This window comes from Meridianimaribacter sp. CL38, from assembly GCF_004328055.1.
Lineage (GTDB): Bacteria > Bacteroidota > Bacteroidia > Flavobacteriales > Flavobacteriaceae > Gaetbulibacter_B > Gaetbulibacter_B jejuensis.
This window is the reverse complement of sequence record NZ_QKWS01000006.1, coordinates 142,895-157,689: the sequence shown is the minus strand read 5'-3', so window position 1 is coordinate 157,689 and position 14,795 is coordinate 142,895. Positions and strand designations below refer to the sequence as shown.

The following is a 14,795-nucleotide window of genomic DNA, read 5'->3' as shown; positions in this document are numbered from 1 at the left end:
AGAGTAGGATAACTATTCATTATTTGGTAGCTTTAAAAATTCTATTAATCATATAAATACTAGCTTATGAAAAAAATTACTTTATTACTTACTTTATTTTTCACTTCCTCTATAATTTTTGGACAGGTATTAATATCTGAAGATTTTGAGGGCGGACTTACAGTACCTACTGGTTGGGTTAATAATGATATAAACGGAGGAGGAAACGTATGGACCTTTGAAAACACAGGTCAAACTCCTGCTGGTTTTACAACTCCAAACAGCTACCTCTATGATCCTGCTGGCTTTTCTGGCTCTTATGCCATTTTTAATAGCGATGCTTATGGTGGTGGCCCAGAAGAAGCAGCATTAGAAAGCCCTACATTTGACTGTTCGACATTAACAACTATCAAATTAAGCTACAATCACTTTTACCTATCTGGATATAGTGGTTATGGTTATGTTGAAGTTTACAATGGATCTAGCTGGATAACAGTTGCAACATATGATGATGCTGCCGCCGCAACAGATGGATACCTTTATGGAAGTGAAATTATTGATGTTAGTACAGAATTAGCTGGCGTATCTAATGCCCAAGTAAGGTTTAGATGGGTAGGAGACTACTCTTGGTGGTGGGGTTTTGATAATGTTGTTGTACAACAACCAACTGTTTCAGCTCCTGATGCTGTTATCGAACCAAGTCCTGCAGATGAAGCAACTGATGTTCCTCTTGTACAAGATGACATTGATTATCCCAACAAAATATATTTCTCTTGGACAGAGCCTACTACTGGAGATCCAGCAACTAGCTACAGACTAGTTCTTGGTACAGAAAACCCTCCTGTACAAGAATTTAACAATTTCCCTAATGGAGATTTCATATACAATATTTCTTTCGACACAACTTATTACTGGCAAATTATTGCTGTAAATATTGGTGGCGAAACCGCTTCTGAAATTTGGAGTTTCACAACCGAAACTGACCCTACCGCTTCTATTGATGAAGTTACAAACGATACTTTCTCACATTTCTACAACAAAGACACAGACGTTTTAACTTTAGAATCTTCTAGCACTCCACTAGAACATGTTGAAATTTTTAATATTCTTGGTCAACAGGTAATTAACAATAACTTAAGTTTAAATAGAGAAACAATTAATATGTCTGATTTAAAAGACGGAATTTATTTAACTAAAGTTACTATAAACGGAAACACCAAAACTATTAAAATCTTAAAGCAGTAATGTTTTAAAACCTTATGAAAAATCAAAAGAGCGACTATTAAGTCGCTCTTTTTTTTATGTTTTATTTGCTAATTGCCCACATGCTGCATCAATATCCTTACCTCTAGATCTCCTTACTGTAACAGTAATATTATTGGCTTCGAGCATATCAATATACATTTGCAATGCTTTATTATCTGCTTGCTGAAACTCACCATCGTCAATTGGGTTGTATTCAATTAAATTGACTTTACTTGGCGCAAATTTGCAAAACTCAATAAGTGCATCTACATCTTTTTTAGTGTCATTAATACCATTCCAAACCACATACTCATAAGTGATTCTGTTTTTGGTTTTAGCATACCAATACTCTAATGCTTCACGTAAATCTTTTAATGGAAATGTTGCATTAAACGGCATAATAGAAGTACGAACCTCATCAATTGCTGAATGAAGTGAAACGGCTAGCTTAAACTTCACCTCTTCATCTGCCATTTTTTTAATCATCTTAGGAACTCCTGAAGTAGAAACTGTAATTCGCTTTGGAGACATCCCTAAACCTTCTGGAGAGGTAATTTTATCAATTGCTTTTAGTACGTTATTATAATTCATGAGAGGTTCTCCCATTCCCATAAATACAATATTACTCAAAGGTCTATCAAAATACAATCTGCTTTCATTATCAATAGCAACGACCTGATCAAAAATCTCATCAGGATTTAAGTTTCGCATACGCTTTAATCTAGCCGTAGCACAAAATCTACAGTCTAAACTACAACCTACTTGCGAAGACACACATGCAGTAGTTCTTGTTTTAGTAGGAATAAGAACCGACTCCACAACCAAACCGTCGTGTAAACGCACAGCATTTTTAACTGTACCATCACTACTACGTTGCATTTGATCCACCTGAATATGATTGATAACAAAGTTATCCTCCAACATATTTCTAGTGTCTTTGGAAATATTGGTCATATCTTCAAATGTATGAGCTCCTTTGTTCCAAAGCCACTCATACACCTGGTTTCCTCGAAATGCTTTATCGCCTTCTTTTACAAAAAAGTCTCTAAGCTGTTCTTTGGTAAGCGCACGTATATCTTTCTTTTTAATCTCCATAGATACTGCAAAAGTAATAAAAGCTACATATAAAAAAGCCTTACATTTAGTAAGGCTTTAATTATTATCGATTTATATAATATATTAAAGAATTAACATGGCGTCTCCATAAGTGTAGAAACGGTATTTTTCTTTAACAGCTTCTTCGTAAGCTTTTTTCATGAAATCATGACCTGCAAAAGCAGAAACCATCATTAATAATGTTGATTTTGGTGTATGAAAATTAGTAATCATACAGTTAGCAATACTAAAATCGTAAGGAGGGAAAATAAATTTGTTTGTCCATCCTGAAAACTCATTAAGCGTACCACTAGACGATACTGAACTTTCAATAGCTCGCATAGATGTTGTACCTACAGCACATACACGTTTTTTGGTTGAAATCCCTTTGTTGATAGTCTCCACAGCATCAGGACCTATAAAAATTTCCTCGCTATCCATTTTATGTTTAGAAAGGTCTTCTACCTCAACAGGGTTGAATGTTCCTAAACCAACATGAAGTGTAATTTCTGGTAACTCAACACCTTTAATTTCTAAACGCTTAAGTAAGTGTTTTGAAAAGTGAAGACCAGCAGTTGGAGCTGCTACAGCACCTTCGTTTTTAGCGAAAATAGTTTGGTAACGCTCTTCGTCTTCTGGCTCTACATCTCTTTTAATGTATTTTGGTAATGGAGTTTCACCAAGCTCAGTTAATTTATTTCTGAATTCTTTGTAAGAACCGTCGTAAAGAAAACGTAATGTTCTACCTCTAGATGTTGTATTATCAATAACTTCAGCTACTAGAGTGTCGTCATCACCAAAGTATAATTTGTTTCCAATTCTTATTTTACGAGCAGGATCAACAAGAACATCCCAAAGGCGTTGTTCTTCGTTTAGCTCTCTTAACAAAAACACTTCAATTCTTGCTCCTGTTTTTTCTTTATTACCATACAAACGTGCTGGAAACACTTTTGTATTGTTTAAGATCATCACATCTCCTTCATCAAAATAATCGATAACGTCCTTAAATAGTTTGTGTTCAATTGTTTGTTCTTTTCTATTAAGTACCATTAATCTTGCCTCATCTCTAATGTCAGATGGTCTGTCGGCTAGTAATTCTTCAGGGAGTTTAAAGTTAAAGTGCGATAATTTCATTTCAATATTTTATTTTTTGCAAGTGGCAAATATACAATCTCAACATAGGGTTTGTCAAGTAATTCAAAGATTATTATTGGTTTATTTGAAAACCTATAGATTTTAAATCGTCCCAAAATGTTGGATAGGACTTTGAAACTACCATAGCATCTTCAATTTTTAGCTCAGTTCTTAACGCTAATGGAGCAAATGCCATTGCCATTCTGTGGTCGTTATATGTTTGTATAGTTGCTAGTTTAAAATTGCCATCAAACGGTTTTAGGTGAAGCGTTTCGTTGGTTACTTCTATATCTCCTCCTAGTTTTTCTATTTCATTTTTAAGCGCAACTAATCTATCTGTTTCCTTTATTTTTAAGGTATGTAATCCTTCTAAATCGCATTTTACACCTAAACCTAATGCTGTTACAGCAATGGTTTGTGCAATATCAGGTGATTTCACAAGATCAAAAGCAATTTCAGGCTGATGCTGAGATGTTTTCTCTAAAACTATTGAAAGCTCTTTAAAAACGGTTTTAACACCAAATGCTTGGTATAATTCAGCTAAAACTGAATCGCCTTGTAAAGAATCTTGTTTATATGAAGATAATTCAACTTGAGTTCCAACAGGACTTAACGCAACAATACTATAAAAATACGATGCCGAAGACCAATCGGACTCCACAACTATTGTTCTATCCCCTGAAACCGAGTCTAACGGATTTACTGTAATGACATTATTTTTGAAAGATGTTTCAACTCCAATTTGATTTAACAAATTCAAGGTCATGTTTATATAAGGAATTGAAGTGATTTCGCCATTTAAAGTCAACTCTAAGCCTTGCTCAAGCTTAGGTGCAATTAACAATAGTGCAGAAATATATTGACTACTTACATTGGCTTTTAAGCTAATTTTATTTTGAGTAAGCGCTTTACCTTTTATAAGTAGTGGAGGACAACCAGAATTCTCCAAATAAGAAACATCAGCTCCTAACTGATTCAACGCTTCTACAAGAATTTGTATTGGTCGTTCTTTCATGCGTTGTGACCCTGTCAAAGTCACTTCTTTACCTTCTTGAGTGGCAAAAAAAGCTGTAAGAAAACGCATTGCTGTACCAGCATGATGTATATCTACTACTGTATTCGAATTTGAACTCAGCGCTTTAGACATTACTACACTATCATCTGAATTGGATAGGTTTTCAATTTTTATTTCAGGATATAACGCTTGTAATAGCAACAATCTATTAGATTCACTCTTAGAACCTGTTATTGTGATACTAGAAACGGTTTTTATTTGTGATTTGAGTAATTTGATGTTCATTTTGAACTGATAAAACACATCGAGTTTTCTCGATGTGTCAATTATAAATTTTTATTTTAACTTTTGATTATTGTGATGTCTGTCGTGGTCTCGCTTGGTTTTTTTATCCATTTTTTTATCAAAAGCTGCCTGCAAATCTATTCCTGTTTGATTTGCTAAACATAATACAACAAAAACCACATCAGCCAATTCTTCACCTAAATCTTTATCCTTATCGCTTTCTTTTTCGCTTTGTTCTCCGTAACGACGTGCAATAATACGAGCTACTTCACCTACTTCCTCAGTAAGTTGTGCCATATTAGTAAGTTCGTTAAAGTAACGCACTCCATGTTCTTTTATCCAATCGTCAACTATTTTTTGAGCGTTTTCAATATTCATTGTTATATTTTTTTAAGCACTATTTGTTCATTTTGCTTTTCAATCATTAATTGATAAAACTCTTTAAACTGCTTATATTCGGTTGGCAAAATTAAGGTTTTATTAAGTTCAAACGTTATAACAAACTGAATATAACTTCCATTTTTATTAGCCATGTAAGTAAATACTCCGTCTAAACCATTAAACTGATACTTAACACTTTCTGGCAATACATCTAATTCATAACCTTCAGGAATCATCATATTCACCATATATTTATCTGAAATTGGATACACAAAATCTATAGGATATATTCTTGTGTCTTGCTTAAATGGGTTTTCTTTAGAAGCTAAGAATAGCATTGGCTTTAAATACAAATCTCCTCCAACATCCTCTATAGCTTCATCAATATTAAAGTCATATGATAATAAAACTGGCTTATCTACTTCGTTTATTTGGCTAAGATTTAAATCTGAAATTTCAATAAGCCCTTTATCTTTCTCTAATGTTTCTATAACTTTCTCATCACCATATCCATCATATTTATTTCTTAACCTGTTGGCTTGATAGTTCGTATATTGATGTCTTATTTTTCCATTTATTGAAAGGTCTGTTTCTAATTTGGCGTTTAAAGAAACCATTTCGCTTGAGCTTACTTCTGGTATTAGGTTAATCCAATCAGAACTCCCATCCTCTTTTATTAATCTACCTAACCAGTTAAGAGTATTTGTAGGTAAAATATCAATGGTACCATGTTTTCTTGTAGCGTCTATTAAAATTATTTTGCCATCAACATTAACAGCAGATATAACATAATTAAATCCTGATCTTGTTGGGACTAATGGAATTCCATTATTTTTTGTACTTACTAAAACCGGATTAGCATCCATACCTGCATATCTTAGCATTGAGGTTAGCATTAAATTTATGTCAGCACTATTACCAACTCCATCTTTATAGGCTTTTGATACACCTTGCTCAGCAGTATAACCATAATATTCATTCCATTTTACTTTTGACTTAACAAAATCTAAAATCATGGATACCTTTTCTATTTTATCATCCGTAGGCTTACTAGACATTAATGTCTCTAAATCTTTTTTAAAGTAATTATTTTTACTTAATTGATCTCCAAAGTCTGAATCGTCATAGATTGTATTTGTTACCTTTTCCCATGTTGTAGAAAGGTATTCTATAGGCTGATTTGGAAGCTCTATACGCTCTAACTCAACCAATAATCTTGATTGGTAATTTGCCAAATTGTCCACATAATTCTCATCTTTTAATGGAGGAATATTAGAAAGATTTGCTTCAACCACATTATCGTTAAAATCAATTTTTGAAGAACTATAGTTAGCTAATCCACCACCTCTTGATTGAGATCTTTCTCTACTTGTTATAGTAACACTTCTACGCTTTTTTGTTTCAGTTAATTGCGGAATATAAGTTGCTCTTGGGTTTAAAAATGTCTTATAAATTAAATACTCAGGTGTGTTTAGTGACAGTTCAAAATTTTTGGTTGGTATCATTTGTTGAAATGCAATATCATCTATAGAAAACAATTGTGATTCTATAGTGTATTCTAACTCTATAACACAGCCTTCTTTAAGGTTTGGCATTGTAAACTTGGTTGTTTTACGATACTTATTGGTGTCTTCATCAAAAACATCACTATTCTTTAGTTTATCTTTTATGATTTTACCTCCTTCAATATTGTATGTGTAAGCTTTTAGTCCTATTAACTTTTCAGAGGAAGCACTACTTGCTCCATCATAAAGACTTATCATTTTTGTAGCATAATCAAAACCTTCTTTATTATAAATCTTTATTCGCTCTTGTATTTCTGTGCTTTGAATAAATCCCTTACCTTGTATGTAGTCAAACATTATCTTTTGTTTCTTATAGAGAATAGCTGCAGTTGCTTCAGGATATTCTGGGTGTTGAGTTTCTAAAAGTTCTTCTTCACTAACTTTCCCAAACTTATAGTTTTGACAATACGTTAATTGTCCTATAAACAACAAGAAAATAATAACTGTTTTTTTCATTTTTTATAAATTAGGTTTTAATACTATTTTTGCTTTATCATTTTTAGTTACTTCTATCCAAAAATCTCTATAATCATTATACTCACTTTGTGAATAAATCCCTTTATTTAGCTTAAGTTCTCTTTTGTAGAACAGCTCACTATCTGAATGTTTTGAAATTGACATTCTATAACTTCCAAATTTAGTTTCAATAGATACCGAATCAATTAATGCATCAGCCATAAAACCATTTGGGATAGTAATTATGTATGAGTCCCTGTTAATGTAGCCTCTTTCGATTTCAAAAGGAAGCTTTCTTTTAGAATAACGCTTTGGAATTGATTGTTCTCTATTAAAAAAATTTGGTTGCAATAAGAGCCTATTCCCTACCTTAGTAGCATAACGCTCAGCTTTCATTTGAATAGTTTCAGTAAAAACAATGCTATCTCTGTCATCATTATAGCTCATTGAGTCTATGGTCAAATCGCCTAAATATCCCCATTTTTCTTTATAAAAAAGCTTTTGATCTTTTTCTAAAAGTCCACGAGTATGAGCCAGATAATCGTATCTAGCACCAAATGCTTTAGAAGTAATTTTGGCATCAATAGATCCATTAGGGCTTAAATTGATGGTAGAGTTTGTTTCTAAAAGATTTTTTTCTGCATCATAAACCTGAGTATGAACTATTTTTCCTCCCTCTGGTGTAATGACAAATACATCTCTATCATCAGTAAAATTTGCATTATAACCAAATGGAGAGGTTTGACTTGTACATTCTAACCAAATGTCTCCATTTGGTGTTGGAAGATTTAATATTACATGATTTGTTTGACCCAAAAAAGTCACAAACTCCTTATCAATATCAACAGTACTTCTAGAAGCATATACTCTTGAATAATTTGTTTTTACACCCACTACATCCATAAGAGCTTTGGTGTAATTGGTTAGCCCTTTACAGTCACCATACTTAACCTCATCTACTTTTGAGGCTTCAATGGGCTGTATGCCTCCAATACCTTCTTGCACGCTTATATATCTTGTTCTTTGCTGAACATAGTTGTATACTACTTTGGCTTTTTCAATAGGGTCATCTATTCCCATAACCAATGCTTTTATTTCAGATTTTGTTGTTTCAGGAAGTTCAGTTCTACCTACTAACAATTCATCATACATCCATTTCCCTAAGCTTGTCCAATCATTAGACTCTCCATAAAAACCTTCATAGTGAAACTTATTTAAAGCAACCCCTAAATGAGGACTAATGTTTTTAAAATCAGGACTATAAATCTCTGATTTAATCGCTTTTATGTTATCTACTTCGTAAAGTAAATTATTGTCTTGGCTATTGTTTATTATTTCATAACCCTTAAAATTATACTCTTTTTGTTTAATATCAATCCCTGTTTCATAAGCAATTTCGTATACACTTTTTTGCGTACTTACATAATACCCTTCTAATGGATACCAACTAGGTATAAATGCAGTATTATTTGTGTTAGTCTCATAATAAAACTCTATGGTATATGGATATTCAGTTGGTGTGTAGTTTAAATATTTAACTCTACTATCTTCATAAAGTGAAAAATCGTTTGCGGCAGAAACATCTTCAAAATCAGATTTTTTAAACTTTTTTATTTGATTTCCAAATTGGTCATAAACTTTAGCTTCAATTTTTTTAATATCTATTCCTTTATCATAACTCACATAAGCTTCAACATTACGGTTACCAGCTTTATTTAAAATTGTAACTATTCTTTTATGAGCTACACTTAAACTTTTCAAAGAAGAAATCTCAATCTTTTTATGATTATATCTAACAACCGCATTTGCTTCAGTTGTAAGTTCAGATGGAATAGTTGCTACAACCAATAAGCTTTCGTCCTGCGCATTTGAAAAAAATGAAATAGAGAAGAAGGCAATGGCAAGAAGAATTTTTGTAGGCATAATAAATTGTTAAAAACCAAAAATATAAATATTTACTAAAGCGCAAAAGATTAATCTTCTTTTAATAACCTATTTATTAATAATTTAAAAATCAGTATTAAAGCACATGGTAAAAACACATATTTGAGTTCGCTAAAAATGACTAGTAATCCCCATTCTGAAAAAAATCTTTCCACTCCTATTGGAGATACTTTTATCACTTGATACGGAAAAAAATAACGCTCATTATCAAACGGAATAAAAAAACCAACACCTTTTCCACCTGTTGTTAATGCATCTAAAATCCCATGAGACAATGTACTGAAGAGTATCACTAAGAAATACAGCATTTTCCTTTGCTTACCAAACAACACGCAAATGCATAAAGCCCAAATAATTGCAAATAAAATGGAATGAGTAAAACCTCTATGTCCAAAAGGCGATTCGTATGGAACTCCGAAATTAAAAGCCAACACATCTATATCTGGAAGAATTGAAGACAATATTGCTAAAACCACCAAGCCAATTGAAGCTTTATTGGAAGCTACTTTTGCAATTGTAAATGCTGCAATACCATGTCCAAATATTGAAGCCATTACTCTTTATTCTTAGTATCTATAATAATTGTAACAGGACCATCATTGAGCAGTTCTACTTTCATGTCTGCACCAAATTCACCTGTTTGAACTGTTGTTCCTAAATCAGTTTCCATTTGTTTTACAAACTCCTCATACAAAGGAACAGCTACATCAGGTTTTGCTGCTTTTATATAGCTTGGTCTATTTCCTTTTTTTGTACTTGCATGCAAGGTAAACTGGCTCACAACAATTACATTACCTTTAACATCCATGACAGACTTATTCATAACGTCATTCTCATCTGCAAAAATGCGAAGGTTAGCAATTTTTTTAGATAACCAATCAATATCTTCTTTGGTATCCTCATCAACAATTCCTAACAGAATTAAAAGCCCTTGATTTATATTGGCAACTTTATCTCCTTTAATCGTTACACTTGCTTTAGATACTCTTTGTATTACTGCTTTCATAAACTATTCGTTATCCCAGTTATCAGTTCGGTAATGTTCGTCTTCACCTTCTAAAATCTGCAAATAACTTCTGTATCTTGAGTAGGCAATCTCATCATTTTCGAGTGCGTCTTTTACAGCACATTTAGGTTCTTCGAGATGTAAACAATTATTAAACTTACAGTCTTGTTTCAACTCAAAAAACTCAGGAAAATAATCGCCAACTTCTTCCCTATCCATATCCACAACTCCAAACCCTTTAATACCTGGAGTATCGATAATTTTAGCTCCAAAACTTAAATCGAACATTTCAGCAAAAGTTGTAGTATGTTGCCCTTGCATGTGTTGTGTTGAAATTTCTTTGGTTTTTAAATCCAAATCAGGTTCAATAGCATTAACTAATGTAGATTTACCAACACCTGAATGACCAGCAAACATGCTTGTTTTATCTTTCATCAAAGACTTAACCTTATCAATATTTTTTCCTGTAGTTGCCGAAATACCGATACATTCATAACCTATTTTTCGGTACACATGCGCTAAGTATTTTACTTCGTCTAGAGTGTCGTCGCTATAAGAATCAATTTTATTGAAGAGTAAAATAGTTTTTACTGAATAAGCTTCGGCTGTTACCAAAAACCGATCTATAAAACTTGTAAATGTTGGTGGATTATCAATAGTTACTAATAAAAACACTTGGTCAACATTTGACGCTATAACATGTGTTTGTTTAGACAGGTTAACCGATTTACGGACAATATAATTTTGCCTATCGTGAATGTTATTGATAATACCTGTAGTTTCGTCGTTATTGGTTTCCAGTTCAAAATCTACAACATCGCCAACAGCTATTGGGTTAGTACTTTTTATCCCTTTTATACGAAATTTGCCCTTTATACGACATTGATAAGCTTCGCCTAAATTGTTTTTTACGGTATACCAACTACCTGTAGATTTGTAAACTGTTCCTGTCATTAATACAAAGATAATCTATTCGTGTATCATTTTAATAAAGAAAGACTGCCAAATGACAGTCTTTATTAAGTAATGTGATTTTAATCAACTATCATTCTTCCTAACTTGTCTTTAGATTTTCTTGAAGAGTAAATGATATATTCTTTATTGTTTTTTAAATAAAAAACTCCAGGTCTTAAAATTAACTGGTCCTTTTGTAATTCTTCAGGATCAACTCTATTGATGTCTCCATTATCTTTATCAAAGACAAAGGCTGTTGGTATTGCTTTATTATAGTTTCCTAAGGCTCTTATTTTTTCAATATCGGTAATTCCCATATTTTTTTTATTATCATTAAAAACAACTATAAGCTCTCCATTAGTATAAATAGGAATTGCTCCTAAATATTCAGGACCTTTACCTAATACAGCTACTGGTATCATAACACCAACACCAACAGTAAAATTAGAATTTCCTGAAAAGCCATACACACCAACTGACATAGTCGTAAAACTTGCTTTTTGATCTTTTGCAATAACATTAGCCCACTCTACTGAACCATCAGCATTTAAAGATGTTACAATAATTTCATTTGTTATAAATGTAATAGGCGTAAAATTAACACCTAAACCTCCTATACCAATCCCTGAAGAACTTCCTATAATAGATTGCCTGTACTCAGCTAGAAAAATTAAGCCTCCATCTTCCTTTTCAATTAAACTGTGCGTAACATAAAATGGCGGAATGTCTTTATCCTTTTTAGCTCTTCGCTCACCTATAAGTTTTACTTTAGTATCAAAATCGAAAACATTAAACTTTAAATTAGTTACTGTATTTGAAGACATATCAATTGTACCAGAATAAACACCTTTTAATTTCCAATTTGCTCTTCCTCTTTTATTAACACTAGAATAAAACCCTACAAGATTTAAAGTGTTATTTGCAGTCATTAACATTTCACAATTAATAACTTCTTTGCCTTCAAAGTCTACATTAATTACTTCTTTAGTATAAGCATTTTTCTTTTTGTATGCGTGAACTTCAAATTTTTCAATATTCTTTTTTGCCTTTTTATCTCTATAACTTTCGTTAATTACTAGAAATATATCTTCATCAAACGTCACATCAAAATCTGAAATTGTAAACTCTAAATCTCTTCTATCGGTAAACTCTACTTGTTCCAAATGAGACGTCACAACATGCATGTTTTGGTCAATTAGCTTAATTTCATATTGCATAATTTCTTCTTTATCGAACAATGATGCATGCATGATTAATAATTTATCTCCTAAAGGTGCATGTTTAAAATAAAACGCTCCTTTTTCTCTATTTTTAGTAACTTGAGTTGAAAATAATTTTTTCTTGTTTTTTGTCAACTTACCATCTTCAGAGATTTCAACTGATAATAAATTATATACTTTACTTTTTTTATCGTAAACACTTCCAATGATATATACTTTATTATTTAAAACCGCAATCTCTTCAAAAACAGGCTCCTTATTAATAAAATCATCCATTTCAATTTCATTTACAGAAATTAAAGCCATATCAGCTGAGTCAAATACTTTTATATAGAAGTTTTTCCCTTTTGTAGCTAAAGTGTAAATTTTACCATTTGTTTCACCAGCGATCCTAACTATTTTTTCTTTATCAGCTTCAATTTCTTTTCCATGAGTAATAGTAATAGGCCCTAATTTGCCTTGTGCATTTACTGAAAAACTAATGATAGCTAACAGCAAAAAAAGCATGCTTTTTTTAATCATAATGTGTAAGTCTAGTTGTTGAGTAGAAAGATTTTTCTTTCAGAGTTTCAAAAATAGTTTTTTTATTGAACTTAACAAGTTGAACAAAAAATAGTGCTTTGCTACATATTTCAATTAGCTGAAACGCAATTTTTAAGGTCTTTTTTATCCTTTAATTATCCTTTTGGTTTCTAGCCATGTTCCATCGGCTTTTATGTTTACCAAGTAAATTCCTGATTGATATCCTGACAAGTCGATTTCCCCTTTGTTGTTAAAGCTACTCCATTGCAATTTTTGTATTTGCCTTCCAGAAAAATCATGAATTAAAATCTCAACGGTTTGATGGTCATTTTGAGATACAAAATTAAAAACACCAGTACTTGAAGGGTTTGGATAAATTTTTGGTTCATTACCCTTAGCTTCTTCACAAATGTGTTCATAGCTGATATAATATCCACAGCACGTAAGGATTGTTTTACAACTTGAATCAAATGCAGTTACTACAACCTCATCAAGAGATTCATAACTATCTAAAATTACTTTAATATCTTTAGTGTTTTGCAAATACACATCTTTAGGTGTATAGCCTAAAAAGGAAAACTGTAATGTATCAGTTGGCTTAGCTTCAATTGCAAATTTACCGTTCTCATCAGCAATAACACCTTTGGAGGTGTGCTTTACTATAACATTGGCAAAAGGCAACACTCCTTCTGTATCATAAACGGTTCCGCTAATACTGTTTTGACCAAAAAAAGAGAAAGAAAGACTGAAAAATAAAAAGAATACTGTTGGTTTCATAATAGTGATAGTTTGATTAATGATTCAAACCTAATTGATATTACAACTATCTAAAACCCATAATGAGTAAACACTACTTTTGAATGAGAAAACGCATAAAAAAAGCCTCTTGATGAGGCTTTTTATTAATTATCCGTTAATGATTTTTTCCTGATGGTTAATCGATTCTTGGTGAATGGCTTTAAATACTCTTAAGATAAATTCTTCACTAAGATTTTTTTCTTCGCCTTGTAAAATCATTTTTCCTAGTATTTCGTTCCATCGTTTAGACTGAAGTACTGCCACGTTTTTAGATTTTTTAAGCGCTCCAATTTCATCAGCAACCTTCATACGTTTACCTAACATTTCAATAAGTTGATGATCTACCACATCTATTTGCGTACGCAAGGTATTAAGCTTATTATTAAACTCCGCAGCATCTTCAGATTCCTTTCTTATTTTAAGATCTTTTGTATACTGAACAAGCGTCTCAGGTGTAATCTGTTGTGCAGCATCACTCCAAGCGTTATCTGGGTCGTGATGTGTTTCAACCATAATTCCGTCGTAATTAAGATCTAATGCTGTTTGGCATAAATCGAAAATAATATCTCTTCTTCCAGCAATATGCGAAGGATCTAAAATTAATGGCAAATCAGGGAAGCGATTTTGTAAATCTACAGCCAATTGCCACTCTGGATTGTTTCTGTATCTTGTTTTTTCATAAGTTGAAAATCCTCTGTGAATTACACCCAAGTTTTTAACATCTGCAGTGTAAAAACGTTCAACAGCTCCCAACCATAAAGCCAAATCTGGATTTACAGGGTTTTTTATCAATACGGTTTTGTCTGTTCCTTTTAAAGCATCAGCAATATCCTGAACAATAAAAGGACTAACAGTTGTTCTTGCACCAATCCATAAAATATCAACATCGTGCTTTAATGCTAAATCAACATGGTGTGCGTTTGCAACCTCAGTTGTGGTTAACATTCCTGTTTCTTCTTTAGCTTTCTGTAACCATTTAAGACCCAAAGCTCCAACACCTTCAAAGTTTCCTGGTCGCGTTCTTGGTTTCCAAATTCCTGCTCTAAGCACTGTTGCATCACTATCTTTAAGTTGGTGTGCAATTTTTAGTACTTGCTCTTCAGTTTCTGCGCTACATGGTCCTGCAATTACTAACGGATGGTCTAATCCGAAATTATCTAACCACGATCTTAATTCTTTCTTGTTTTCCATAACAT

Annotated in this window: 13 protein-coding genes; 1 reads left to right on the top strand and 12 read right to left on the bottom strand. The window is 32.3% G+C overall.

Annotated features, from left to right (window positions below; genetic code table 11):
- Window positions 1-66 precede the first annotated feature (66 nt).
- The gene (locus DMZ43_RS13920; protein WP_131508943.1) at window positions 67-1,224 is read left to right on the top strand and encodes a T9SS type A sorting domain-containing protein; all 1,158 of its coding nucleotides are present in this window, start codon (window positions 67-69) and stop codon (window positions 1,222-1,224) included.
- 54 nt (window positions 1,225-1,278) lie between these two features.
- Here the strand turns inward: DMZ43_RS13920 and rlmN are convergent, their stop codons facing one another.
- The 12 genes from rlmN to DMZ43_RS13860 form a co-directional block, all read right to left on the bottom strand.
- Complete coding sequence (gene rlmN, locus DMZ43_RS13915; protein ID WP_131508942.1) at window positions 1,279-2,319, bottom strand: 23S rRNA (adenine(2503)-C(2))-methyltransferase RlmN; 1,041 nt, start codon at window positions 2,317-2,319, stop codon at window positions 1,279-1,281.
- Window positions 2,320-2,403: 84 nt separating this feature from the next.
- Entirely contained in the window at window positions 2,404-3,453 is a 1,050-nt protein-coding gene (gene queA, locus DMZ43_RS13910; protein ID WP_129761069.1) for a tRNA preQ1(34) S-adenosylmethionine ribosyltransferase-isomerase QueA, read from the bottom strand.
- Window positions 3,454-3,526: 73 nt separating this feature from the next.
- Window positions 3,527-4,753: a 3-phosphoshikimate 1-carboxyvinyltransferase gene (locus DMZ43_RS13905; protein WP_131508941.1), complete on the bottom strand. Its 1,227-nt coding sequence runs from the start codon at window positions 4,751-4,753 to the stop codon at window positions 3,527-3,529.
- Between the two features lie 51 nt (window positions 4,754-4,804).
- Entirely contained in the window at window positions 4,805-5,131 is a 327-nt protein-coding gene (locus tag DMZ43_RS13900) for a nucleotide pyrophosphohydrolase (RefSeq protein ID WP_129761071.1), read from the bottom strand.
- A 2-nt stretch (window positions 5,132-5,133) separates the two neighbouring features.
- Window positions 5,134-7,155: a DUF3857 domain-containing protein gene (locus DMZ43_RS13895; RefSeq protein ID WP_131508940.1), complete on the bottom strand. Its 2,022-nt coding sequence runs from the start codon at window positions 7,153-7,155 to the stop codon at window positions 5,134-5,136.
- A gap of 3 nt (window positions 7,156-7,158) precedes the next feature.
- Window positions 7,159-9,078, bottom strand: coding sequence for a DUF3857 domain-containing protein (locus DMZ43_RS13890; protein ID WP_131508939.1), 1,920 nt, complete (start codon window positions 9,076-9,078; stop codon window positions 7,159-7,161).
- 50 nt (window positions 9,079-9,128) lie between these two features.
- Entirely contained in the window at window positions 9,129-9,653 is a 525-nt protein-coding gene (locus tag DMZ43_RS13885) for a metal-dependent hydrolase (protein ID WP_131508938.1), read from the bottom strand.
- Window positions 9,653-10,105: a D-aminoacyl-tRNA deacylase gene (gene dtd, locus DMZ43_RS13880; RefSeq protein ID WP_129761072.1), complete on the bottom strand. Its 453-nt coding sequence runs from the start codon at window positions 10,103-10,105 to the stop codon at window positions 9,653-9,655. The genes DMZ43_RS13885 and dtd overlap by 1 nt, the downstream gene beginning before the upstream one ends.
- 3 nt (window positions 10,106-10,108) lie before the next feature.
- Window positions 10,109-11,059, bottom strand: coding sequence for a ribosome small subunit-dependent GTPase A (gene rsgA, locus DMZ43_RS13875; protein WP_131508937.1), 951 nt, complete (start codon window positions 11,057-11,059; stop codon window positions 10,109-10,111).
- An 80-nt stretch (window positions 11,060-11,139) separates the two neighbouring features.
- Window positions 11,140-12,801 (bottom strand): hypothetical protein, encoded by a 1,662-nt coding sequence (locus DMZ43_RS13870; protein WP_131508936.1) that lies wholly within the window; start codon window positions 12,799-12,801, stop codon window positions 11,140-11,142.
- Window positions 12,802-12,945: 144 nt separating this feature from the next.
- Window positions 12,946-13,578 carry a T9SS type A sorting domain-containing protein gene (locus DMZ43_RS13865; protein ID WP_131508935.1) on the bottom strand — a complete coding sequence of 211 codons (633 nt, stop codon included), beginning with the start codon at window positions 13,576-13,578 and terminating at the stop codon, window positions 12,946-12,948.
- 129 nt (window positions 13,579-13,707) lie between these two features.
- A complete protein-coding gene (locus tag DMZ43_RS13860) occupies window positions 13,708-14,790 on the bottom strand; it encodes a bifunctional 3-deoxy-7-phosphoheptulonate synthase/chorismate mutase type II (RefSeq protein ID WP_129761074.1) in 1,083 nt (360 codons plus the stop codon).
- Between the last annotated feature and the right edge of the window lie 5 nt (window positions 14,791-14,795).

Excerpts from the sequence above, each read along its gene's own strand:
- DMZ43_RS13905 (WP_131508941.1), bottom strand. The coding sequence starts at position 4,753 with ATGAACATCAAATTACTCAAATCACAAATAAAAACCGTTTCTAGTATC.
- DMZ43_RS13920 (WP_131508943.1), top strand. The coding sequence starts at position 67 with ATGAAAAAAATTACTTTATTACTTACTTTATTTTTCACTTCCTCTATA.
- DMZ43_RS13885 (WP_131508938.1), bottom strand. The coding sequence starts at position 9,653 with ATGGCTTCAATATTTGGACATGGTATTGCAGCATTTACAATTGCAAAA.
- DMZ43_RS13865 (WP_131508935.1), bottom strand. The coding sequence starts at position 13,578 with ATGAAACCAACAGTATTCTTTTTATTTTTCAGTCTTTCTTTCTCTTTT.
- dtd (WP_129761072.1), bottom strand. The coding sequence starts at position 10,105 with ATGAAAGCAGTAATACAAAGAGTATCTAAAGCAAGTGTAACGATTAAA.
- DMZ43_RS13860 (WP_129761074.1), bottom strand. The coding sequence starts at position 14,790 with ATGGAAAACAAGAAAGAATTAAGATCGTGGTTAGATAATTTCGGATTA.
- DMZ43_RS13895 (WP_131508940.1), bottom strand. The coding sequence starts at position 7,155 with ATGAAAAAAACAGTTATTATTTTCTTGTTGTTTATAGGACAATTAACG.
- DMZ43_RS13890 (WP_131508939.1), bottom strand. The coding sequence starts at position 9,078 with ATGCCTACAAAAATTCTTCTTGCCATTGCCTTCTTCTCTATTTCATTT.
- rsgA (WP_131508937.1), bottom strand. The coding sequence starts at position 11,059 with ATGACAGGAACAGTTTACAAATCTACAGGTAGTTGGTATACCGTAAAA.
- DMZ43_RS13900 (WP_129761071.1), bottom strand. The coding sequence starts at position 5,131 with ATGAATATTGAAAACGCTCAAAAAATAGTTGACGATTGGATAAAAGAA.
- rlmN (WP_131508942.1), bottom strand. The coding sequence starts at position 2,319 with ATGGAGATTAAAAAGAAAGATATACGTGCGCTTACCAAAGAACAGCTT.
- DMZ43_RS13870 (WP_131508936.1), bottom strand. The coding sequence starts at position 12,801 with ATGATTAAAAAAAGCATGCTTTTTTTGCTGTTAGCTATCATTAGTTTT.
- queA (WP_129761069.1), bottom strand. The coding sequence starts at position 3,453 with ATGAAATTATCGCACTTTAACTTTAAACTCCCTGAAGAATTACTAGCC.